This window comes from Chryseobacterium pyrolae, from assembly GCF_025153485.1.
Classification (GTDB): Bacteria; Bacteroidota; Bacteroidia; order Flavobacteriales; family Weeksellaceae; genus Chryseobacterium; species Chryseobacterium antibioticum.
The window spans coordinates 408,167-430,679 of record NZ_JANZQH010000002.1 but is presented as its reverse complement, the minus strand read 5'-3'; the positions used below and the strand labels follow the sequence as shown (position 1 = coordinate 430,679).

General features: G+C 38.1%; 28 protein-coding genes. 15 read left to right on the top strand and 13 right to left on the bottom strand.

The annotated features are described in order from the left end of the window. Positions 1 to 2 precede the first annotated feature (2 nt). Complete coding sequence (locus NZD88_RS05300; protein WP_259828009.1) at positions 3 to 992, bottom strand: NADP-dependent oxidoreductase; 990 nt, start codon at positions 990 to 992, stop codon at positions 3 to 5. Positions 993 to 1,083: 91 nt separating this feature from the next. Between NZD88_RS05300 and NZD88_RS05295 the strand changes: the two genes are divergently transcribed. Next, complete coding sequence (locus NZD88_RS05295) at positions 1,084 to 1,461, top strand: winged helix-turn-helix transcriptional regulator (protein ID WP_169235555.1); 378 nt, start codon at positions 1,084 to 1,086, stop codon at positions 1,459 to 1,461. 228 nt (positions 1,462 to 1,689) lie between these two features. On the opposite strand, the gene NZD88_RS05290 is transcribed toward NZD88_RS05295, so the two are convergent. Further along, positions 1,690 to 2,055 (bottom strand): DUF1304 domain-containing protein, encoded by a 366-nt coding sequence (locus NZD88_RS05290; protein ID WP_169235556.1) that lies wholly within the window; start codon positions 2,053 to 2,055, stop codon positions 1,690 to 1,692. 65 nt (positions 2,056 to 2,120) lie between these two features. Here NZD88_RS05290 and NZD88_RS05285 point away from each other — a divergent pair, with 65 nt between their 5' ends. From NZD88_RS05285 to NZD88_RS05275, 3 genes are all read left to right on the top strand, one after another. Beyond that, complete coding sequence (locus tag NZD88_RS05285; protein WP_259828006.1) at positions 2,121 to 2,693, top strand: Crp/Fnr family transcriptional regulator; 573 nt, start codon at positions 2,121 to 2,123, stop codon at positions 2,691 to 2,693. 63 nt (positions 2,694 to 2,756) lie between these two features. Next, the gene (locus NZD88_RS05280; protein WP_259828005.1) at positions 2,757 to 3,188 is read left to right on the top strand and encodes a DoxX family protein; all 432 of its coding nucleotides are present in this window, start codon (positions 2,757 to 2,759) and stop codon (positions 3,186 to 3,188) included. Positions 3,189 to 3,192: 4 nt separating this feature from the next. Then, positions 3,193 to 3,636 carry a carboxymuconolactone decarboxylase family protein gene (locus NZD88_RS05275; protein WP_259828003.1) on the top strand — a complete coding sequence of 148 codons (444 nt, stop codon included), beginning with the start codon at positions 3,193 to 3,195 and terminating at the stop codon, positions 3,634 to 3,636. Positions 3,637 to 3,742: 106 nt separating this feature from the next. On the opposite strand, the gene NZD88_RS05270 is transcribed toward NZD88_RS05275, so the two are convergent. From NZD88_RS05270 to NZD88_RS05250, 5 genes are all read right to left on the bottom strand, one after another. Continuing rightward, a complete protein-coding gene (locus NZD88_RS05270; RefSeq protein WP_259828001.1) occupies positions 3,743 to 4,726 on the bottom strand; it encodes an aldo/keto reductase in 984 nt (327 codons plus the stop codon). Between the two features lie 414 nt (positions 4,727 to 5,140). Further along, positions 5,141 to 5,815 carry a type 1 glutamine amidotransferase domain-containing protein gene (locus NZD88_RS05265; protein WP_259827999.1) on the bottom strand — a complete coding sequence of 225 codons (675 nt, stop codon included), beginning with the start codon at positions 5,813 to 5,815 and terminating at the stop codon, positions 5,141 to 5,143. 79 nt (positions 5,816 to 5,894) lie between these two features. Continuing rightward, positions 5,895 to 6,182 carry a putative quinol monooxygenase gene (locus tag NZD88_RS05260; RefSeq protein ID WP_259827998.1) on the bottom strand — a complete coding sequence of 96 codons (288 nt, stop codon included), beginning with the start codon at positions 6,180 to 6,182 and terminating at the stop codon, positions 5,895 to 5,897. A 2-nt stretch (positions 6,183 to 6,184) separates the two neighbouring features. Then, positions 6,185 to 7,069 (bottom strand): NAD-dependent epimerase/dehydratase family protein, encoded by an 885-nt coding sequence (locus NZD88_RS05255; protein WP_259827996.1) that lies wholly within the window; start codon positions 7,067 to 7,069, stop codon positions 6,185 to 6,187. Next, positions 7,066 to 7,683 (bottom strand): NAD(P)H-dependent oxidoreductase, encoded by a 618-nt coding sequence (locus NZD88_RS05250; RefSeq protein WP_259827994.1) that lies wholly within the window; start codon positions 7,681 to 7,683, stop codon positions 7,066 to 7,068. Before NZD88_RS05250 ends, NZD88_RS05255 begins: the two co-directional genes overlap by 4 nt. A gap of 188 nt (positions 7,684 to 7,871) precedes the next feature. Here NZD88_RS05250 and NZD88_RS05245 point away from each other — a divergent pair, with 188 nt between their 5' ends. From NZD88_RS05245 to NZD88_RS05235, 3 genes are all read left to right on the top strand, one after another. Continuing rightward, a complete protein-coding gene (locus tag NZD88_RS05245; RefSeq protein WP_259827992.1) occupies positions 7,872 to 8,618 on the top strand; it encodes a metallophosphoesterase family protein in 747 nt (248 codons plus the stop codon). Positions 8,619 to 8,912: 294 nt separating this feature from the next. Continuing rightward, positions 8,913 to 9,776, top strand: a complete 864-nt coding sequence (locus NZD88_RS05240; RefSeq protein WP_259827990.1) for an alpha/beta fold hydrolase — start codon at positions 8,913 to 8,915, stop codon at positions 9,774 to 9,776. 143 nt (positions 9,777 to 9,919) lie between these two features. Continuing rightward, positions 9,920 to 10,840 (top strand): LysR family transcriptional regulator, encoded by a 921-nt coding sequence (locus tag NZD88_RS05235; RefSeq protein WP_259827988.1) that lies wholly within the window; start codon positions 9,920 to 9,922, stop codon positions 10,838 to 10,840. On the opposite strand, the gene NZD88_RS05230 is transcribed toward NZD88_RS05235, so the two are convergent. Both NZD88_RS05230 and NZD88_RS05225 read right to left on the bottom strand, forming a co-directional pair. Then, positions 10,793 to 11,260, bottom strand: coding sequence for a GNAT family N-acetyltransferase (locus NZD88_RS05230; RefSeq protein WP_259827987.1), 468 nt, complete (start codon positions 11,258 to 11,260; stop codon positions 10,793 to 10,795). The two genes, NZD88_RS05235 and NZD88_RS05230, sit on opposite strands and share 48 nt — an antisense overlap. 1 nt (position 11,261) lies before the next feature. After that, positions 11,262 to 11,696, bottom strand: a complete 435-nt coding sequence (locus tag NZD88_RS05225; protein WP_259827985.1) for a GNAT family N-acetyltransferase — start codon at positions 11,694 to 11,696, stop codon at positions 11,262 to 11,264. A 251-nt stretch (positions 11,697 to 11,947) separates the two neighbouring features. On the opposite strand from NZD88_RS05225, the gene NZD88_RS05220 reads away from it, so the two are divergent. From NZD88_RS05220 to NZD88_RS05210, 3 genes are all read left to right on the top strand, one after another. Next, entirely contained in the window at positions 11,948 to 12,823 is an 876-nt protein-coding gene (locus tag NZD88_RS05220) for an aldo/keto reductase (RefSeq protein ID WP_259827982.1), read from the top strand. 116 nt (positions 12,824 to 12,939) lie between these two features. Next, positions 12,940 to 13,650: a DNA alkylation repair protein gene (locus NZD88_RS05215; RefSeq protein ID WP_259827980.1), complete on the top strand. Its 711-nt coding sequence runs from the start codon at positions 12,940 to 12,942 to the stop codon at positions 13,648 to 13,650. Positions 13,651 to 13,781: 131 nt separating this feature from the next. Continuing rightward, positions 13,782 to 14,846, top strand: a complete 1,065-nt coding sequence (locus tag NZD88_RS05210; RefSeq protein WP_259827979.1) for an NAD(P)H-dependent flavin oxidoreductase — start codon at positions 13,782 to 13,784, stop codon at positions 14,844 to 14,846. Positions 14,847 to 14,961: 115 nt separating this feature from the next. Here NZD88_RS05210 and NZD88_RS05205 read toward each other — a convergent pair whose 3' ends face one another. From NZD88_RS05205 to NZD88_RS05190, 4 genes are read right to left on the bottom strand one after another with little or no spacing between them, the layout of a single operon-like run. Continuing rightward, entirely contained in the window at positions 14,962 to 16,299 is a 1,338-nt protein-coding gene (locus NZD88_RS05205; protein WP_259827977.1) for a UDP-N-acetylmuramate--L-alanine ligase, read from the bottom strand. 2 nt (positions 16,300 to 16,301) lie between these two features. Further along, the gene (locus NZD88_RS05200) at positions 16,302 to 16,742 is read right to left on the bottom strand and encodes a hypothetical protein (RefSeq protein ID WP_259827976.1); all 441 of its coding nucleotides are present in this window, start codon (positions 16,740 to 16,742) and stop codon (positions 16,302 to 16,304) included. A gap of 15 nt (positions 16,743 to 16,757) precedes the next feature. Next, positions 16,758 to 17,564: a lysophospholipid acyltransferase family protein gene (locus NZD88_RS05195; protein ID WP_259827974.1), complete on the bottom strand. Its 807-nt coding sequence runs from the start codon at positions 17,562 to 17,564 to the stop codon at positions 16,758 to 16,760. A 27-nt stretch (positions 17,565 to 17,591) separates the two neighbouring features. Then, positions 17,592 to 18,221 (bottom strand): NUDIX hydrolase, encoded by a 630-nt coding sequence (locus NZD88_RS05190; RefSeq protein WP_259827972.1) that lies wholly within the window; start codon positions 18,219 to 18,221, stop codon positions 17,592 to 17,594. Between the two features lie 351 nt (positions 18,222 to 18,572). Here NZD88_RS05190 and NZD88_RS05185 point away from each other — a divergent pair, with 351 nt between their 5' ends. From NZD88_RS05185 to NZD88_RS05165, 5 genes are all read left to right on the top strand, one after another. After that, positions 18,573 to 19,391, top strand: a complete 819-nt coding sequence (locus NZD88_RS05185) for a hypothetical protein (protein ID WP_259827970.1) — start codon at positions 18,573 to 18,575, stop codon at positions 19,389 to 19,391. A 162-nt stretch (positions 19,392 to 19,553) separates the two neighbouring features. Next, positions 19,554 to 19,952, top strand: coding sequence for a hypothetical protein (locus NZD88_RS05180; RefSeq protein WP_259827968.1), 399 nt, complete (start codon positions 19,554 to 19,556; stop codon positions 19,950 to 19,952). An 11-nt stretch (positions 19,953 to 19,963) separates the two neighbouring features. Further along, entirely contained in the window at positions 19,964 to 20,695 is a 732-nt protein-coding gene (locus NZD88_RS05175; RefSeq protein ID WP_259827966.1) for a CsgE family curli-type amyloid fiber assembly protein, read from the top strand. Positions 20,696 to 20,706: 11 nt separating this feature from the next. Then, positions 20,707 to 21,117, top strand: coding sequence for a curli production assembly/transport component CsgF (locus NZD88_RS05170; RefSeq protein WP_259827965.1), 411 nt, complete (start codon positions 20,707 to 20,709; stop codon positions 21,115 to 21,117). Positions 21,118 to 21,142: 25 nt separating this feature from the next. Continuing rightward, positions 21,143 to 22,507: a CsgG/HfaB family protein gene (locus NZD88_RS05165; RefSeq protein WP_259827964.1), complete on the top strand. Its 1,365-nt coding sequence runs from the start codon at positions 21,143 to 21,145 to the stop codon at positions 22,505 to 22,507. The last annotated feature ends 6 nt before the right edge of the window (positions 22,508 to 22,513 follow it).

The following is a 22,513-nucleotide window of genomic DNA, read 5'->3' as shown; positions in this document are numbered from 1 at the left end:
GTTTAATGTTTCATGATGAGTTTATGACCTTGAGTCTGATTGTTTTTAAGAAGGGAATGGGCCTTGAGAACCGTATCCAGAGAAAGATCTCCTATAGTTTTATAATTGGGAGTACTGATCGTTCCGTTCTCAATAAGTCTTGCAATTTCCTCAAGGCTTCCTTTGTAATACTGATAGTCTTTGTTCATGCTGTAGGAATAATTGGAGATATTCATGATCACAGTTCCTTTATTGAAAAGGGTTTCGTGGGCATCTTTTGTGACCAGTGCGGTAACATCTGCATAAGTACCATTGATTTTCAAAATATCTGCCGTGATTTCAGACATATAATTTCCCACAAGATCAATTCCGAAGTCGAAAAGCTGTTCATCATTGGCTTTTAAAAGATTGGCTGCAAGATTTTCCTCTTTATAATTGATAATCTGATGATTTTTTAAGCCCAATCCCAGAAGAATTTGTCTGTTTTCTCCACTTCCAACAGTGGCTGTAATTTTCTGAAACTGATTGGCAATTAGAAATTTGATCACAAAGGAACCAACTCCACCTGTTGCTCCGGTAACCAAAACAGAATCATCATGGTTCAGTTTTAAACGGTTAACAATTTGTAACGCAGTAAGTCCTGCTGATGGAATACCAGCGGCCTGTTCAAAAGAAATATTTTTTGGTTTTAAGGCAACAATAGCTTCAGGAACAGCAACATATTCAGCGTAAGAACCGTTGCTTCCCATGGACCCGCTTCCGCAGTATATTTCGGCTCCAATATTGAACTGATGGGCATCTGCACCTTTTTCGATAACAATTCCGGATAGTTCACGGCCCAGGATGGGTGATTTGAGTAACTTCCGTTCCAGTTCGTTCTCTATCATCTGATAATCGATAGGATTAAAACCGCTGGCTTTGATCTGGATGAGAACTTCATGATTTTTTGGCTTGGGCTTTTCTATCACAGCCTCTTCAAGCTGGAAATTTTTATTTAATATAATGGCTTTCATAAGAGTAATTTGATAGACAAATGTAAAAAGAGAATAGTTTATATTTACTACCAGTTAACTATTGGTAACTAGTTACCTTAATGAAACTATTATGGCAAAAATCATAGAAAACGGAATAGAAAGAGAGGCCAACTGTACGGAAGAATTGTTTGCCATGCGCGACAGTCTGGATGTTTTGGGCGGAAAATGGAAGCTGATGATTATACGGTATCTGACCAACAGAACTGACCAGCAGATCCATTTCAAAAAGCTGCAACGTGGTATTACCGGAATTTCGGCAAAAATGCTCAGTAAAGAGCTGAAAGAACTGGAGATGAATCTTCTGATTACCAGAACCATCCAGGATACGAAACCGATCACCGTAACTTATGCCGTGACAGAATACGGAAAATCAGTTTTTCCGGTGACGGAAACTTTGGTGAACTGGGGGATTATTCATCGGGAGAAGATCAAGGAGTCGATGGGGTAGCTTGATTTAAAGATTTAAAAATTGAAGAATTGAAAGATTGAAAGATTTTTCCGCATTACTAATTTTTAACAACAAGAAAAAATTTGTACCATCTGAGCAATCTGTGGGAGACAAATTTTCACCCATTTGTTTAGGTGAAGCAATCTCAAAAGTATTCAAAAAAGAATAGTTCTCATTTCTGAGATTGCTTTGTCTCTTCGATCCTCGCAATGACAATTCTTTATAAACTTACTTTAAAAGAACAGCAATAATCGCTAATATCGCTGGCAGGGCCTGTACGAAAAATATTCTTTTAGTTGCTGAAATTGCCCCGTAAATTCCGGCAATAGCCACACAACTCAGGAAAAACAGAGCAACGTATGTTTGCCATTTCGGATCTTCAATCAGCAATGACCAGATCAGCCCTGCTGCAAGAAAACCATTATAGAGCCCCTGATTGGCAGCCAGACCTTTCGTGGGTTTAAACATTTCTGCCGGCAATGCGGCTTTAAATACTTCTTTTCCTTTGGTTTCCCAGGCAAACATTTCCATCCATAAGATATAGATATGTTCCAGCGCAACGATGGCGATCAGAATTTTAGCAACGAGTTCCATGATTTACTATTTTGTAATTGTAAAACTAAAAAAATAAAGTTAAGTTTGGGTATTCAATTGCAAAGATGGATACTTTCAAAGCACATTTAAATAAATTTATTACAGTCACCGATGAAGAATATGCTTCTATATTTTCTTTTTTTAAGGAAATAGAAGTGAAAAAAAAGGAGAGCCTGATGCTTCATGGTGAAATCTGTAGATCGATGTATTTTGTGTCTGTGGGGTGTTTGAGAAAGTTTTTTGTGAATGAGAAGGGCGCCGAACAAACCACGGAATTTGCCATAGAAAACTGGTGGATCACGGATACTTTCGCGTATGAGAGACAGATGAAATCAGATTTCTGTATTCAGGCGGTGGAGCGTTCTACGGTTCTTGTTATAGATCTTCAGCAGCAGGAACTTTTACTAGAGAAACATCCGATTATGGAGCGGTATTTCAGGATGATCTATCAGAGGGCGTATGCAGCTTCGGAAAGACGGATTCGTTATCTTTATGAAATGTCGAGAGAAGAACTATATGTTCATTTCAGTACTTTATATCCATGGTTTATCCAAAGAATTCCTCAATATCTGATCGCTTCTTTTTTAAATCTTACTCCGGAATATCTGAGTGAAATCAGAGCAAAATTACGTTCTTAAACCAGTTTAAGATTTTTACCGATAATAAGTCGGAAATTTGTCATGTTATTAAAAGCCAATATCATGACAGACAAAAATGTTCAGTTTCCACAATTATTTTTAAGACTTGCCATTTCTGTGACGATGCTTTCCGCAGTGGCGGACAGATTCGGTTTCTGGGGCAAAAACTCCGCCTGGGGAAATTGGGAGAACTTTGAAGTTTATACCCGGAAGCTTACTTTTTTTCTTCCAGAAGGTTTAAGTACATTTTCTGCTTATACCGCGACTTTTTTTGAAATACTTTTTCCACTGATGCTGCTTGTGGGTTGGAAAACCAGGATTGCAGCGTATGGAGCTGGTTTTATGTTGCTGGTCTTTGCTTTGTCTATGACTATTGCATTAGGAATTAAAGCTCCCCTGGATTATTCTGTCTGGGTAGGAAGCGCCGGAGCATTTTTACTGGCCGTTCAGCCGAAGTATTCTTTTAGTATAGATCATTTAACCAACAAATTATAATATTATGAGCGCAAGATTAAATATTGCCACTGTAGATTCAGCAGCTTACAAAGCTATGATGGGATTGGAAGGATACCTTCAGACGATTTCATTAAACCACATTCAAAAGGAATTAATTAAGATCAGAGCTTCACAGATCAACAAATGTGCTTTCTGCCTTGATATGCATACGAAAGATGCTATCAAATACGGAGAAACAACGCAGAGAATTTTCATTCTTGAAGGTTGGAGAGAAGCGAAAGAATTTTTTACAGAAGAAGAGCAGGTACTTTTGGCGATGACCGAAGAAATTACCCTGATCAGCCACAACGGTCTTTCAGAAGAAACTTTCCAAAAGGCAAAACAGTATTTTGATGATGCAAAGATTGCGCAGATTATCATGGCGATTGTAACCATCAATGCGTGGAACAGAATTGCAGTAAGTACCCACTTACCGATCGCGAAATAGTTTTCCGTTTAAAGTTATTGATGAAAAAGAGCCTTCCAAACTGAAAGGCTCTTTTATTTAGTGAGAGATTGCTTCACTTCGTTTGCAATGACGAAAGTGTATTGTATTAAAATTGTGACAATTCAGAATTAATGAAATTCAATTCATCCTGAGAAAGATCAATGGACATAGATTGGGCATTTTCAATCGCCTGCTGTGCATTTCTGGCTCCTGCTAAAACTACTGTAATAGCTGGCTGTAATGTTGTCCATCTCAGTATCAGTTGGGACAGGGAAGCACCTTTTTCCTGAGCAATAGGCTCTATTTTTTCTAAGAAAGTTTTTACTTTATTTAAATCAAACTGGGAGAAATAACCGTTTCTGTGGTCATTGTCTTTTAATTTATCCTCTTTGAAATATTTACCCGTCAAAAGACCTCTTTCCATCGGACTGTAAACAATAATTCCTGAATTGTGTTCCAATGAATAAGGAACAAGGTCACTTTCAATAGCACGGTTCAGCATGCTGTAAGAAACCTGGTTGCTTGCTAAATGCAACGTTCTGTTGGCTTCCTGCATCTGTGGAACCGTATAATTGCTGACTCCTGCCGCAAGGACTTTTCCCTGCTGGATTAGAAGTTCCATGGCTTCCATTGTTTCGCAGATAGGGGTCGTACTATCCGGCCAGTGAAGCTGTAAAAGATCAATATAATCTGTTCCCAGTCTTTTTAGACTTTCCTCCACTTCTTTAATCACATTGGCTTTGGAAGCATGTTTATAGACCGGAAGGGTTTTACCTTCATCTTCTGCATTGAAGAAAAATTCACCTTTTCCGTTATTGCTGCCGTCCCATACCAAACCGAATTTGGTTAATAACTGAATTTTTGAACGGTCTTTTCCTTTAATTGCTTCTCCGATCATTTCCTCGCTGAGTCCGAACCCATAGAAAGGAGCGGTATCAATAGAAGTTACCCCGTGGTCTAAAGAAGCATGAATTGAATTGATGGAATCCTGTTTTTCATTGCCGCCCCACATATTTCCTCCGATAGCGAATGCTCCGTGAGTAATTGCAGACAGTTCCAGTTCTGTATTTCCTAATTTTCTGTATTCCATTTTTTTGTCTTGATTACTTATTAAAATTGTGAGCCACAAAAGGATTTTTTCTTGAACCACCCCGTCAAAAATTCTTTGAATTTTCGCCACCCCTCCACAGGAGGGGAATTCTTACCGGTTCAATAATTGTTATTTGTCAACATAAAAATCTTTGATTTTTAAAGAACTTATGTGATCTTCTTAGTCACAAAGCATTTAGACTTCAAGTAACTTAATTGCTAAAGCTTTTGTTTCTTTTGTGGTTGATATTTTTGTCTCCCGCAGATCTCTCGGATTACACAGATTTTTAATTAACCATGATGGTGAAATCTTTGATTTTTTAAACTTATGTAATCTTCTTATTCGGAAATCATTTAAACCTTAAATAACTTAAGTGTTGGAAAACTTTTGTGTCTTTTGTGGTTAAAATTTAAATTATTTACTAAGTTCCTTTAAAATCGCTTCACCTACACTTTTTGCAGACTGAGGATTCTGTCCTGTGATCACTCTCTGGTCAGCCACCACATGGTTCTGCCAAAGTCCTGATTTTTCAAATTTTGCGCCTCTTTCTTTCAGTTTATCTTCCAGAAGGAAAGGAACTACATTGGTTAATTTCACTTCAGCTTCTTCCTCATTGGTAAACGCATTGATCTTTTTTCCATCTACCAGATATTTTCCATTGTTCAGTTTAATATTGACAAGACCAGCCGGACCATGACATACAGCAGCTACGATACCGCCGTTCTCATATACTTTGGAAGCAATGTCTGCCAATTCAGTATTGTCCGCGAAATCCCACATGGCACCGTGACCTCCTGCGTAGAAGATTGCACTGTAATTGTCTGGTTTCACCTGAGAAGGCTGTAAAGAATGATCGATTTTATTTTTATATTCTTTGTTCTCCCAGAATTCTTTGTTTACAGGATCTTTTAGATCAAATCCGTCTACCGGGGGAGTTCCGCCTTGAGGGCTCACAAAATCAATTTCATATCCTGCTTTGTGAAGAACTTCCCACGGATGGGAAACTTCGCCCAGATAATATCCGGTATCTTCACCTGTGCTTCCTTTTTTATCATGACTGGTCACGACAAATAAAATTTTCTTTTTCATACGTTTAGATTTTTGGTGTTGTGCCTGAATAAATCCTATGGTAAATAGGGTTAAAAATAAAAATGCTAGTTTTTTCATATTAAAGAATATGGGTTGTATAAAGTTGTGGTTTTTCCTGTAATTTTTCATCAACGATGGCTCCGAAAGCTTGGATGTATAGCTGCTGGTTATGCTGAGCCAGTCCTTCCTCACTTTTCCAGATCTCGTAGAAGATGAACTGGTTTTTGTCTTCGATTCCCTGATGAAGGCTGTACAGTTCGTTTGCGTTTTCTTTTCTGGTTTCTGATACCATATTTTGAAGAATTTCCAGTACTTCTGCTCTGTATTCGTCTTTGGCTTTTATAACGGCTGTAAGGTAAATTTTCATACTTAAATAAAATTTTCGATGGATTGATATTGGGGATTCCAGCCCAATTCTGTTCTTGCTTTGTCGGAACTACATACACTATTTGAGGCAAATCCAAAATATCCGCCCGCGGGACCAAATGTATTGACTGCTTCTTGTATACTTACAGACTGTGCAGGCTGTAAATCATATTGTCTGCTTATATTTTCTGCTATATTTTTGATCGTTGAAGACCCGTTTTCGGCATAATAAAGGGAACCTGCTTTTGCTTTTTCCAGTGCGAGTACATAGAGATCTGCCAAGTCTTCAATATGAAGGTTGGACCAGATGTTTTCTCCTTTGCCGAAATACACTCCAAACCCTTTTTCTTTAGAAAAATGAATTAACGCCGGAACCTGAATACTGTCTTTTTTCAAACCCAGACCCTTACCATAAACCATGGTAGGTACAATGACGATGCTTCGTATATCTTTTTTAGCAGATTGAAGAACATATTGATTGATCAGTACTCTTGAGGCCATTTCTAGTCTCGGACTAAGCGGGAAGTCTTCCGTGTAAGCAAAATCATTTTTCTCTCCGTTTTCTTTGCCTCCAAAAATAGCTGAGCCGGAAGTGAAAATAAGTGTTTTGCCGGTTCCTTCCAAAGCAGAGATTATACTGTCTGCCGCATAGGCATCATCTGCAGAATCTGCAGTATGAATAATGGCATCCGTATCAGCAATGGCAGATCTTAAGATCTCTTCATCATGTATATTCCCTATTATAGATTCTATGCCTAACGATTTCAATTCTTTTATATGGGCGTCATTCCGAACCAAGCCTGTTACTTTATAGTTCTTTTCAAGCAGTTTCTTTGCTACAGTTCCACCAATATATCCTGTGATTCCGGTTATCAATACATTTTTCATGACGCTAATTGTGGTTTAAGTTCTTTTTCGAAAACATGCTCAAGATGTTCTCTGTAAAGTGTCATGTCACGCTCTATATTGGCGTTTTTTTCTACATCATGGAAGTGAAAACTTTCCATTTTTTCTAAAGAAACAAAGGCATTCATTCTATGAAAACCAAATAACGGTCCATTATCTACACTTGTTTCATTGAAAAATTCTCCGGGAAGTGTGAAGGCTGTTTCGGGAGCGTTCCAGCTGGTGGTGACCATATATTTTCTTCCGCCCAGCATTCCTCCGGTTCCATAGTTGATGGCAGGATTTTCCGCATTTCTTCCGTCACTCATATAAATTCCCTTGGCGTGTCCGGCTGTAAAAACCTCGTCAATATATTTTTTAAAACTGTTTGGAAGCTGAAACCACCAGATGGGTGTATGGTAGATGATAACATCTGCCCAGACAAATTTCTTTACTTCTTCATCTTTGTCGAAGCCTTCTGAAACCTGAGTGGTCTTCACTTCTATATTCCCGAATTTTTTAAGTACTTCTAATGTGTTTTCTGCGATTGTATTATTATATTTTCCTCCGGAATGTCCGAAATTTTGTCCTCCGTTGATGATCAATACTTTTTTCATTTTTATGATTGTTTAAATTTTATGATGCAAAGTTACTTCGCTGTGTTGTATAATAAAAATAGCATAAATCATAACTAACTATTAGAATAATGATAGTTTGAATTTTACCATTCATGTGAAATGTCATACAGTTTATTGATCCGTTCTTGAGCTTCTCTTGTAAATTTGTTCAGGTCAATTGAATGAATATGATACAGATTGCGGTTTTTAGTGATGTGCACGGAAATCTTCCTGCGCTGGAAGCAGTGCTTGAGGATATAGAAAGAAGAGGAATTCAGCAGAAGTTTTGCCTTGGAGACCTGGTAGATTTTGCTCCATGGGGAAATGAGGTCATCGAAAAAATCAGAGATTTGAATATTCCCTGTCTGATGGGAAATCATGATGAAAGAATCGCTTTTGATATCCCGGTTGTTCCATTATCCAAGCATTCACAAGAAGAAACAGACGCAAGATTCATAGCTATTGATCATTCCAAAAAGAATATTACAGAAGAAAATAAAAAATTTTTATCAGAACTTCCTTTTCACTTAAAACTCAATTATAAAATAGGGAAGAAGCATTGGAATATTCAACTTGTGCATTCGAGCCTGTCCAGCAATGATACGTATTTGTATGAGGCTGAGCATGATGAGGTTTTTGTGAATATGCTGCAAGAATCCCAATGTGATATCGTTGTAATGGGACATACCCATTTATCATTTAAAAAATCGTTTGAACATAAAAAGTGGGCAATCAATTGTGGCTCTGTGGGACGTTCCAAAGAAGAAAACCGTCTGGCATCTTATCTGATCCTGACGATGAACGAAGAACAGATTCTTCCTGAGATTGTTCAGATAGATTACCCGCTTGAGCAAACCGTTCATGGAATTGAAGAAAGTGGAATTCCCAACTATTATGCTTCTTTTTTGAAAAATGAAAAAGTTTCCATCATATAAAATGCTTTTATCAACTTATTTAAAAATAAACAGAATCAACACTGATTTTGATTGTAATAGTTTGATTAGTATGCTGTTGTAACTATTCGTACTTCCGGTTGTAAATGGTCGAACCTATTTTATTGATAAAATGCGTTCGACTTTTTTTATTGAGACTCTTTTAAAAATTCTCTGAAGCATATTTGTATCAGATTATTAAAGTCCCATTAAAATTTAGAAATCATGAAAAAGATAACCCTTATTATTTTTTTACTCCTGTCAGTATTTGGTTTAGCACAAGTACAAAAAATAAAAATGGATACTATTATCACACCGGAAATTGGCGGTATAAAACAAGCTATAGAAATTAAAACGGATGATGCCAGTAAACCCATACTTCTCTTTTTATCCGGTGGTCCCGGAAGCTCCATGATGAAAAATGCGGATTCTTTTACAAATATTTTAAAAAGTAGATTTACTATTGTTCAATGGGATCAGAGAGATGCCGGAAAAACATTGGAATTAAACCCTTCACCAGTCCCACCATCCGTTGAGTTAATGGGTAAAGATACCTATGAAGTGATTCAGCTTCTTAGAAAGCAGCTAAAGCAGGAGAAAGTATACTTATTAGGCAGTTCGTGGGGAAATGCGTTAGGTTTTTACATCGTTAGAAATCATCCTGAACTCTTACATGCTTATTTTGCGGTCAACCCTGTGATCAGTCAGTTAAAGAGTGAAAAAGAATTGCTCAAAACGTTGAAAACTCACTTTAAAGATGATGCTGTTGCCAGCAAAGAACTGGCGAGTGTACATATTCCTTTTACCAATGATAATGATCTGTTTTATTTAAGAAAGTGGCTTTTTTATAAAGACGGTAAAAAATATGTAACCGGTGATGATTTCAAAAAGGGGTTTCTTCAGTGGTCTAAAACCTGGTCACCAGCCTGGAACGAAGTCATGAAAATTGATCTGCCAAAGACGTTAAAGAAAATTGAGTGCCCGGTTTATTTTTTTGTCGGCAAAAACGATATTCAAACCTTGACGGTCATTACCAAAGGATATTTTGAGCAAGTAAAAGCTCCCAGGAAAGATCTGTTCTTGTTTGAAAATTCAGGACATCAAATCCATAAAGATGAGCCTGAAAAGTTTCAGAATACAATCATAACGCTGTTGAAATAGGCAAAGTGGGTAAGGAGATGGAAGCGGAAGATAGAAGGTAATAGAGAGTATATAACGTCTATCTTCCACGATTAAGCCCCCTTAAACCTATCAGTATTGTAATTATTTTGTAATTTTGTATCAGAATATTTATAATTAAAGTTATGGTCAATCTAGAATGGTACCGCACTTTTAAAGCGATATACAAAACCGGAACACTAACGGGAGCTGCAGATTCACTGTTCATTTCCCAACCCGGAGTAAGTCTTCACCTAAGCTCGCTGGAAGCTTATGTAGGCTATAAATTATTTGACAGGACCGGCCGAAAAATGATGCCGACTGAAAGAGGAAAGGTTTTATTTAATGCCGTGTCTGAACCGCTTTCCAAGCTGGAAGATGTGGAGAAGAATTTTCAGAAGTCGACGGAAAAACTGACACCTACGATCAGCGTGGGAATGTGTTTTGAAACGTTTCAAACTACTTTGGAGCAGTATGTTTCCACTTTACCTTTTAACCTGATCATCAGTTTCGGACAGTATCCGGAAATGCTGGACCAGCTGGATAAAGGAATTCTTGATTTGATTATTACCCCGAAAAAAGGAGTTTCTCCCAATATTGAACATGAAGCATTTTCTTCCGAACAGATTATTCTCGTAGGTGGAAAAAATGTAGATACAAACAGCTTCCAAAAAATCGTTGAAACCAAAGGAGTAGAACATATTGAGGGCTGGCTGAAGCAGGAAAAATGGTACGGAACGACTGGGGATATGGAACATCTGTTTCAGTTCTGGATCATGAATTTCGGGCATAAACCCAATTTCCGTCCCAATTATATCGTTCCCAATTTAAACTCGATCATCCGTTGTCTGAAAGGTGGAACCGGACTTGCCGTGGTTCCTGATTTTCTCTGCAAAAATGAAATAGAGAACGGAGAGCTCAAACTAATCTGGGAAGGTGAGAAAAAACTTGAAAACACCCTGTATTTCGGCTGTAGAAAAAAAACGAACTATCAGTCCGAGATTGAGCATATCAAAGGATTATTTCGAAAGGTCATGGGTAAGTATGATCATGTCGCGCATCTGTAATCCGTTTTCATAAATTGGGGCTGCGTAATTTTCTATAAAAAAGTCTTTACGCACTCCCTTTTTTATGAAACCATTCTTTTCATAGAATTTAATCTGCTGAAATCCCGTATCCGAGGTTCCTACCGCTAAAGTTGTATAGCCATTTTCGTTGGCGATTTCTTTAGCTTGATTAATAAGGATAGTGCCGATTCCCTGACTTCTGCAGCTTTCAATGACCGCTATGTTTTTGATTTCCAGTTCTGTATTACTGTTTTGATAGAGTGCCATCACAGCAATATTCTGTACATCATGATGTAAAAGATAGATATCGGAGTCAAAAATATATTGATCGATGGCTTCAACGGTTTCATCCGCTAGAAGAAGCAATTCGTACGGAATATCTGAACCCGGATCCGTTTTTTTTAAAGTGAATTTTTCCATTTTACAGGCTCATATGAATAATAGGATAGTCTTTTCCGGAACCGTCTTTTTCTGATCTTCCGATCTGTCTGAAACCCATTTTTTCATAAAACCCAATGGCTTGAGGATTCTGTTCGTTGACGTCTACTTTTGTTAAACCTGTTTTGTCTTTCATAAATTCATACAACGTTCTGCCCAATCCTTTTCTGCGGGATTCGTTATGGATGAAAAGCATTTCAAGATTACCCTCAGCTACAGCGGCAAAACCTTCTGCAATCCTATTTTCTGTTATTACATATACTTCCAGATTCGGAAGATAATCTCTGGGAATCACTTCTTTGAAATACTCGAAATCTTCTTCAGCGAGGAAATGATGAGTTGCTTTTACGGCAGATTCCCATATCTCCATAATTCTCGGATAATCTTCGGCATGCGCCAATCGGATTGGATGTGACATTGTTTGGGGTTTCTGCAAAAATAGGGAAAATTTGATTTTAGAAACTAGAAGTTAGAGGTTAGAAAGATGGGTATTTTGGAGAAGTAGCAATTCCCCTTTTTTTTAAGAGGTGGATTTTGTGGGTAGTATAAAACACTTACCAACAGTCTCTGAATACTTTGAAAACAGTAAAAATGGTAAGCGGAAATGCCAATTTTTTATCGCAAATTTGTTAGGCTATACATTAATATTAAAATTGAAATTAAAAAATTATGCAAAATAAAACCTATGCAGGGCAGCCTGTAGTGACCTTAAATAATGGAGTGGATATTCCGGCTTTAGGATTTGGAGTTTGGCAGATGGAAAACCTGAATGAATGTGAAAGTGCAGTTGTGAAAGCTATTCAGACGGGGTACAGAATGATCGATACAGCGGCTATTTATCAGAATGAAACAGCAGTAGGTCAGGCGGTAAAAGACAGCGGTGTCAGCAGAGATGAACTGTTTATCACTTCAAAAGTATGGGTTCAGGATCATGGCTATGAACACACCAAAAAAGCATTTCAAAGAACACTGGAAAGACTGCAGATGGATTATCTGGATATGTACCTGATCCACTGGCCTTATGGAGATTTTCTGGGAAGCTGGAAAGCTTTGGAAGAGCTGTACAGTGAAGGAAAGATCAAAGCGATTGGGGTATGTAACTTTACGGTAGAGAAATTAGAAGAATTAAAAGCGAATTCAACCGTGCTTCCGGTGATCAATCAGATCGAACTGCACCCGGTTTTCCAGCAGAAAGAACTTCAGGTGTATGATAGAGAAAATAACATCATCACACAGCCGTGGAGTCCGCTTGGAAACGGAAATGCGGATCTTCTGAACAATACTCAATTAAAAGCAATCGCTGAAAAATATAATAAAACAGTGGCTCAGGTGATTTTAAGATGGCACCTTCAGGAAGGATTTGTTGTGATTCCAAAATCGGTGACGCCTTCCAGAATTGAAGAGAACTTTAATGTTTTTGATTTCGAACTGGGAGATGAGGAAATGAATATTATTCGCTCATTAGACACAGGGAAAAGACTGTTCTTTGATCCGAAAGATCCTGATTGGGAAGAGAAAATGCTTAAAGTGGTAGCAGATATTTAATCGAATATCATTATATTTTCTCCCGCAGATCAAAAGGATACTCCAGATTTTTAATACAAACATCTGCTGAATCAGTTTAATTTGCGGGAGATTTTTTTTAATTTTAAATAAAAACCATGACCGCAGCACAATTCATAGAAAAACTATCAACTTTCAGGAATGAGAAGGAAATGGATAAGGTTGAAAGATTTTTCAAAGGAAATGACGATATTACCCGACCTTTTGGCGTGAAATTCGGGGATGTTTTTACTACAGCAAAAGAATTCTCGGAAATGCCACTGGAAGAGATTAATATGCTTCTCGATAGTGATTTTTATGAAGTGAGAATGGGGGCGGTGAGTATCATGGATTTTCAGGCCGGAAATAAAAAAACGACGGAAGAAAGGAAAAAACAGCTTTTTGATCTGTATTTAAATCGTCATGACCGTTTGAACAACTGGGATTTTGTAGACCGGGGAGCGCGGAACATCGTCGGTGAATATTTAGCTGACAGGCCAAGAGATATTTTATATAAACTGGCTGAATCTGAAAACCCATGGGAAAGAAGAACCGCAGTGGTGAGTACCCATGCTTTTATCAGGAACAATGATACTGAAGATACCTTTAATATTGCTGAAATCCTTGTTCATGATCTTAATGAATTAGTAAACAAAGCCGTTGGGAGCTGGATAAGAGAGGCCGGAAAGAAAAATCCCAAAAGACTACATCATTTTCTTGATCAGTATGTTAAAACGATGCCTGCTGCCACATTTTCTTACGCGATAGAAAAACTGGATCCGGATACAAAAAAGCATTACAAAGAACTCCGGAAAAGTAAGGAAATCTGATGCATTTGCTATTAAAACTGCAGACAGGATGATTTTTAATTTTACAAGAGTATAAAGGACTTGAGCAATATCATGCTTTTCCCAACAAATGTATTCTTGGTTTTTCGTAAATTTTAGATAAAATAATTCCTATGTTTTGGCCAGACACCATCAGTAAGATACTCTCTATCAAATACCCTGTGATTCAGGCTCCGATGTTTGGAGTAAGCAGTCCGCATATGACTGCCGCTGCTGCAAGAGCTGGATGTCTGGGATCATTGGCATTGGCCGATCTTTCACCCGATCAATCTGTTGAACTCATCAGGGAAACTCAAAAACTGACTGATCAACCGTTTGCTGCGAACATCTTTGTTCACCATATTCCCGAAATTACGGATACTCTGAAGGAAAAATATAGTAAAGCTAAACAGTTCATCACCCAGCTGGCGAAGGAAAATAATATAGAGGTTACGCTACCGGATCTTGAAGATCTTAAAGTAAACAGTTACCATGAGCAGGTAGACGCCATTATTGAAGAGGGATGTAAAATACTCAGTTTTACTTTTGGGAATCTGGATGATAATAGCATTCAAAAACTGAAAGAAAACGGAGTCATTCTTATTGGTACCTGTACTTCATTGGAAGAAGCATTGGTTTTGGAGAAATCCGGAATCGATTTGATCTGTGTTCAGGGAATTGAAGCCGGCGGACACAGAGGAAGTTTTGATGCTGAGAATATTCCACAGATTGGAGGAATATCCCTGCTTTCTGAAGTTTATGACCATGTAAAAGCCCCGCTGATCTATGCCGGAGGAATTTATAATGGAAAAACTTTAAGGGCGGCAAAAGAACTTGGAGCAAAGGGATTTCAGGTAGGAAGTATTCTACTGGCATCACAGGAAAGCGGACTGAACCCGTTTGAAAAAGAAAGGCTTAAAAATGTGACCGAGAAAGATATCGTACTGACCAGAAGCTTTTCAGGACGGTACGCGAGAGGCATTAAAAATAAGTTTATCAAAAACATCGAAAATTCAGAGTACATCATGCCCTATCCTTACCAGAATAAACTAACGAATGAGCTGCGTAGAGTTTCGAAAACTTTACAAAATGCAGATTTTGTAGGCATTTGGACGGGACAGTCGATTCATGAGTACAGTATGTTTTCTACGGAAGATATTTTGACAAAACTTATTGAGGCAGCTGAAAAAGAATCCTAAACCGTAATGATACAAACACCAAAAAGAAAATCCCTTCATCTGTATGAAAGGATTTTTATTCTATTTGGAAAATCTAATTATGTTTCTTCATGATCAGATCAACTCTTTTTCAAATTTATTTCGTCAGATCCAAACCTCCGAAGTTACCCGAACTCATCATCAGGAAAACACCATGAGCTTTGTCTAAAGTTTCCCAATAAGCATGAAGCTCTTCAGCGTTGGTAAATACTCTTAATCCTTCGTTTTTGAACTTTTCTTTGATCAGTTCAGGAGAAATAGGATCCATTCTTTTGATTTTTAAAGCATCTTCAGAGTAGAAAACTACCGCTTCATCCAAGCCATCCATGGCATGATCGTATTGTTCAAGAAAAACCGGATTTAAGCTTGAATACGTATGAAGTTCTAAGAAACCATATTTCTTTTCCTTTTTAAACTGTTCACAGAAAGCTTTTACTGCAGCTTTTACCTTACTCGGTGCATGAGCGAAATCTTTATAAAGCGTTCCTTTATCTGCTCTTTCCACTTTTTCAAGACGTTTGGATGCTCCTTTGAAACTCATAATAGCTTCGTAGAAATCCTCATCCATAATCCCCAGCTGACGGCAGATATGTCTTGCTCCCTCCATATTCAGCAGGTTATGCGCCCCAAAAACAGAAAGTGGAACATCGCCCATTTCAGTTTTCAGATAAACTTTTCCGTTGCTGATCTCATATTCAGGGGTTTTATAAGGGATTTTTCTGAAGTAATTTTCAGCTGCTTCCACTACTTTTACGACTTCGGTATCTTCTTCATTGTACACCAGAACACCACCGGGAGTAATGCTTGCTACAAATTTTCTGAACTGCTCGATATAGTCATCAAAAGTTTTGAATACATTGATGTGATCCCATGCGATACCGCTCATTAAAGCAATATTCGGCTGGTACAGAAGAAACTTTGAACGGAGATCGATAGGAGAGGAAAGGTATTCATCACCTTCCAGTACCATAAAATCGTTGTCCTGAGTCAGTTTTACCATACAGTCGAAACCTTCCAGTTGGGCTCCCACCATAAAATCTACATCTTTCTGGTGAAAGTTCAGCACGTGAAGAATCATGGAGGTAATCGTTGTCTTACCATGTGATCCGGCGATAACTACTCTTGTTTTGTTTTTTGACTGTTCGTAAAGAAATTCAGGATATGAATAAATTTTCAGACCCAGTTCTTTTGCTCTTGCCAGCTCAGGATTGTCCTGATGGGCATGCATTCCAAGAATAATCGCATCAATATCTGCCGTTATCTTTTCCGGGAACCAGCCCATTTCCTGAGGCAAAATTCCTTTCTTTTCCAATCTGGATTTTGAAGGCTCAAAAATAGCGTCATCTGAACCTGTTACCTGATATCCTTTGTCTTTTAATGCAATAGCAAGATTATGCATGGCGCTTCCGCCGATAGCAATGAAGTGGGTTTTCAACTTTATTTATTGTTTTTTACATTGTTATTAATGATCTCCTGGAAAGCAGTCAGAATGTTGGTCCAGTTCGTTGTGAAATTGGGCATTATCATGCTTGCATCTGTCTTACTCCCTTCATTAGAACCTTTCTTTATATTGATAGAAGTGGTAATGTTATCATACAGTTTTTTACGGTCTTCCTCTATCCTTCTGAAATTATTTTGAGAAAGGGTCTGGTCCAGTTTCTTTAAATCTTCATCAGAAATTTTGAAATCCTGTTTGTGCTTTTTCCCTTGCCCTTCGAAAGAGTAATGTGCATTGTTACCTTTAATCAACAGGTTCTCGTACACAGGACTAAGCCCTCCGTTTCTGGAATAGCTGATATCAAAATCTGAATATACTTTCTGACTGTTACACGAAACTAATACTATGACCGCGAATAAGATCCCTAATATTTTGTTCATAATTTTTTACTTACTTTAATTATTTGAATCCTTTTGTTCTAATTTTTTAGCTTTAAGTTCTTCATCATAATTGTGTAGTACATTGAAATCTTCTGTCTGCTCAATGGCAGTCATAATTTTCAATAAAATTTCTGGCGCTTTTTCATTGTCGTAATCTATATCCAGAGGGGGTTTGAACTCCATGGTAGGTTTTACGCCTGTTACCTTTACACGGAGGCCTTTCTTGTCAAATGCCCTTCTGAAACCGTTGATTTTGATAGGAATCACGATTGGGCGTTGGTTTTTGACCAGCTTGGCTGTTCCTCTTCGTCCTTGTGCAAAAGCAGAGGTAGTACCTTGAGGGAAAGTAGCTACCCAGCCGTTGTCTAAGGCTTTCATAATATTGTCAACTTCGGTAAGATCTACCATTCTGTTGACGTTCTTACCTTCTGCTCTCCAGGTTCTTTTTACCGTTACAGCACCGGCGATCTTGAAGATCTTCGGAAGAATCCCTTTATTCATGGTTTCTTCTGCTGCGACATAGTAAAAATCGATCTTTGGGTTAAGCAGGTAGATCGGATTTTTGATGGTGTCCAGATATCCATTGTTTACAGCACAGAATGCATGATACATTGCTGCTACATCTGCAAAGTAGGTCTGATGGTTACACACAAAAAGCACGTTGGAATCCGGAAGATCCACAAGGTGTTCTGTACCGGTTATCTTCAGTTTATTAAAGCCGTTGAACCTTCTGTAGGATACAATTCCTAAAATAAAAATGATAAACCTTTTTAAAAAATAAGGTGTTCCGAATGCATCGGTGAAAATATTTTTCTTCGCCATTTCTCTATTAAACACGGTAGTGCAAAGTTACATTTTTTTCAACAACTGGCTAAACTCGCTCAATATCATTGCTGTAGCTCCCCAGATTATATATCCGTTGAAATTAATGACCGGAACTTCATGTCCGGCAGTACTTGGTAGCTCCATCATCTCCGGATTATCCGGAAGACTGAGGAAAGAAGTAATAGGAAATTCTATAGTTTCTACTGCCTCGCTTTGCTGGAGAACGAAAAGAGGGTTCTTTTTAGTATATGAAATATAGGGATATACATAAAAATTACTCGGTGGAACATAAATAGGAGACATTTCTCTGATGACCCTAATATAATGCTTGTCGATTCCTATCTCCTCCGAAGTTTCACGTACTGCGGTTTCTGCAAAGTCCCTGTCCAATTCTTCACGTTTCCCACCGGGTAGCGAGATCTGTCCGCTGTGCCTGTCATGTTCGTTGATGGTTCTCTGAATTAACGGGAAATACCATTCATTGTCTTTTAAATACAAGACAATATTAACCGCTGCAAATTTTGGATTTTTTGCTAATACTTCATCATACGTAAATACAGGACGGGAAGGCGGTGAAAATACACCATGAGCATTGACTCCGGGCAGTTCTACGTTTGTAATTTTCCTCAATAAATCTTTTCCAAAACTTTCCATAGCTCAAATTTAGCAATATATACTGAAGAAAAGAATAGCCATTAACATTAATTAACCATTGATGCAGGGTTGAAAATGTAATGAGTAAAAAATTTGATGATTAAAAAAATTAGAAAAGCCGCAAAATTATTAGATTGAAAAATTAGAGTTATTGTATGTGTTTATGTGGAAATAACGGGTGTAGTGTACCGTATTTTCACGTAACTGAAATACATGATTCAAAGGAAACGGGAAACAGTTACATTCAAAACGGTAAACAGTGATTTTTAAAATTTACACTTTAGCAGTGGTTTTTCATTTTGGTTTAGCATATACCTTTGTCATACTATTAACCAATTAATTTTTATCAAAATGAAAAACTTTATCACAGGTGTATTTACACTAATGGCCATGAGTTTCAGCTTTGCACAATCAAATATTGATGTTACTGCCCAGATTGGAAACTTGAATGTTGCTACTGTTGATCAGACAGGTCTTTTGAACATCAACTCTTTAACTCAGGATGGAAACCGTAACACGGCAGATATCGATCAGGTAGGTATTCTGAATATTAATACTGCTGAAAGTATCGGAAACAGAAACTCAATTGATGTAGACCAAACAGGTCTCGGCAATACAAATGACGTAAGCCAAATGGGAAACAGAAACTCTGCAGTAACCTGGCAGTTTGGTGCATTCAACTCTACAGAACAAACTCAGATCGGAAGAAGAAATGAAACATCTTCTTTACAGTTGGGTATAGGAAACGCAGTGGTACAATACCAGGATGGAAGAAGAAATGATGCTTCTGCTATTCAGTTAGGTAATGGAAATGACGCTTATCAGATTCAGCTTGGAAGAAGAAATGCTGCAAGCGGTCTTCAGGTAGGTAATGACAACCTTTTGGTACAATATCAGGATGGTAATGATAACAGCGCGACAAATGATCAGGTAGGTAATAATAATATCGCTGCTGCAGTTCAGATCGGGGAAGACAATATGGCTCTGGGAGTACAGATTGGAAACAGTAACCAATTGTACCAGATTCAGTTAGGAGATTCCAATACAGCAGTTGATGTTCAAATGGGTAACAATAACTTTACCTGGGTAGCCCAAAGTGGAGATTCTCACATTCATGTAGGAACTCAGATGGGTAACGGAAACTCAATGATAGTCAACCAATCCAATTAATTCAATGTATTATAATCTAGTATAAAAGGAGAAGCTGCGGTTTTCTCCTTTTTTAAGCTTTAAAAAGATAATCATACCCAGAAACCGTGATTTTATATATCTACCTGCTGGGTGTGTTTTTCCAAATACTCTATTCGTGTACCTTTATTAAAAATTAATACCATGTTTAAACTGGGGTGGGGTGCCTTTACACTTTTCGCAGTACTGGGTGTACGGGCACAGCAGATAGACTGGGACAAAGTCAACAGCAGTACAGTTCTCGATCTTATCTCCAGACAGCAGACAGAACAGGGACTTTATGGTTCCCATATTATACAGATCGGAGATCACAATAACGCGGAACTTTCTCTTAATGCTAAAACAAATATTGCTATCCAGCAGCTTGGAGATTATAATACGCTTTATTTTATCAATTCATTTACAGATAAAGAAACCAAAACTGCGGTTACTGCAGAGGGAAATAACAATATCATTGATGTTACCGGAAGCAACAGCGTGTCAGACGGCATGCAGATCCATGTAAAAGGGGACAACAGGACAATTTTCATGAGAAATTATTAAAAACGCAAGTGATGAAACTTTTATATTCCTTGAGTATGTGCACTTTATTTATCTTCCTGTCTGCATTGGTTGATGGGCAGGAAGATAAAAAAGTGAACGCCAGGATAGAAAGCAGCATCCTGGAAAACCAGATAAAGCTGAAAGCTCTTATCACCAATAATACTCCGGTTTACAAAGAATTGAATTACCTGTTGATTTCTATTAAAAAAGGAAAATCCGGAAATCTGTCCAACAACCAGCAGAGCGGAAAATTTTCAATCAATCCTAATGAAGTAAAAGTTTTATCTGAGATCAATGTCAATCTTGAATCTAAAGATGCCCTCAAAGCCTTTCTGTATGTAAGAGATGAAGAAACCCAGAAACTGATCGCTAAAGACAGCCTGGAAATCAACAATGATCTGTTCAAAAAGAAAACAGCCAAAGTGGAAGAAGACGCCGTATTTGAGTTGAAAGGACTTACTATTGACGAGACCAAAACAAAGGTTGGAAAAGACTTTTACGATATTTTTTATCTTCAATACAGCCAAATTCCTGATAAAAGCAGCGGTGCAGTTACCATTTCTGAGCTTCCTCTTCGCGGTACCAGCGGCCAGATCAGCATCCAGATCGATGATAAAGTGATTTACAGTTTTATGACCAATCCAAACGAAGACTATCTGAAAGAACAGCTGGCAGCCAGCTTAAAATATATCAAAGAATTTAATGTAAAGAAAAACCTCATTAAAAATGAATTTATCTACTAAAAACGTCCGCCATGAAAACTTTTATCATTATTTTAATCTTTATTGCGGGTATTTTCTCCGGAAAATCTCAGCAGCTCGTTTATAAGCCCATCAATCCGGCATTCGGAGGTGATACCTTCAATTACCAGTGGCTTTTAAGTTCAGCAAATGCCCAGAATCAATTTGATGAAAAAGATGATTACAGCAGTTTGCTCGATAGCGTTAACTCTCTGGACAGTTTCAGCCAGAGCCTCAACAGGCAGATACTGAGTGAGCTGTCCAGGAAATTGTTTGAAGAGCAGTTCGGGGAAGGTAGCATAAAGCCCGGAAATTATCTTTTCGGTTCGCTTTATCTGCAGATCACTACAACAGCCCAGGGACTTTTGATCAATATTTTGGATACCAGTTCAGGCGATCAGTCCGAGATCGTAATTCCAAAGTAAAAAATAACTAAAAACCAAACTTACCATGAGAACTTACACTTACACCAGAATTTTTTTCTGTACATTCCTCCTGTGCTTAATGCAGGCCTGCAGTTCGATCCTGGGTCTTCCTTCCGATCCCGAAAGATCCACCATGGGAGAGCTCACACCCTCTACTGCAGAATTGAGGAACCTTCCTCTTCCCAAAGAAAAAATCGTAATAGGCGTCTATAAATTCAGAGACCAGACCGGCCAGTATAAACCCTCAGAAAACGGGAATAACTGGAGTACAGCTGTTCCACAGGGGACCACAACCATTCTCATCAAAGCACTTGAGGACAGCCGATGGTTTATCCCAATCGAAAGAGAGAATATTGCCAATCTGTTGAACGAAAGACAGATCATCCGGTCTACAAGACAGGAATACAACAAAGATGTCGATAAAAACAGCCAGGCGCTTCCCCCTCTTCTCTATGCAGGAATTCTTCTTGAAGGTGGGGTGATCTCTTATGACAGCAATGTGATGACAGGGGGCCTCGGAGCCAGATACTTTGGAATAGGCGCTTCTACACAATACCGCCAGGACAGAATCACGATTTATCTGCGTGCCGTTTCAACGCTTAACGGCGAAATTCTCAAAACCGTTTACATTTCCAAAACGATTCTTTCCACTAGCGTCAACGGAAGCTTTTTCAGATATATTGATACAGAAAGACTTCTGGAAGCAGAAGTCGGTCTTACTCAAAACGAACCTGTGCAGCTTGCTGTAACCGAAGCCATCGAGAAAGCCGTAAGGTCTTTGATCATTGAAGGGATCAGGGATAAAATATGGGGGAAAGCATCTGAAAATTTAACAGACTCTCAGGCTCTGATCAATGATTATAATAAAGAGCAGGAAGAAAATACAGGCAGAACAGTAGGCAATAAGTTTCCGGAAAACTACAGACAGAAAATTTCCTTTTTTGCCAATGTGGAAGCACAGAAGATCAAAGATGATTATGTAAATCCTAAAATGAATGTAGGTGGGAAAGTGGGGGTCAAATATTTTATAAGTCCCAACTTCAATATTGAAACCAGTGCCAGCTATTTTACTTTAGAGAATCAAAATATTATTAAAAGAAATTATATAGTTCCTGAGCTCAATCTTGAATTTCTTCTGTTCCCAAAATACAGATTCAGCCCATACGTTTATGGTGGAATGGGAGCTATGTTTTCAAAATATAAACCTGAGTACAAAGGCCAGGTTGGCGGCGGATTGGAATACATGATCGGAAGTAATACCGCGATCCGGGCTTCGTCACAGTATGATATCGGTTTTAAAGATAACTGGGAAGGTTTGGTCAATGGAAAAAGAAAAGATCAGGCACTCCGGTTTGCACTGGGAATCAATTTTTACCTTGGAAACAAATAAAAACAT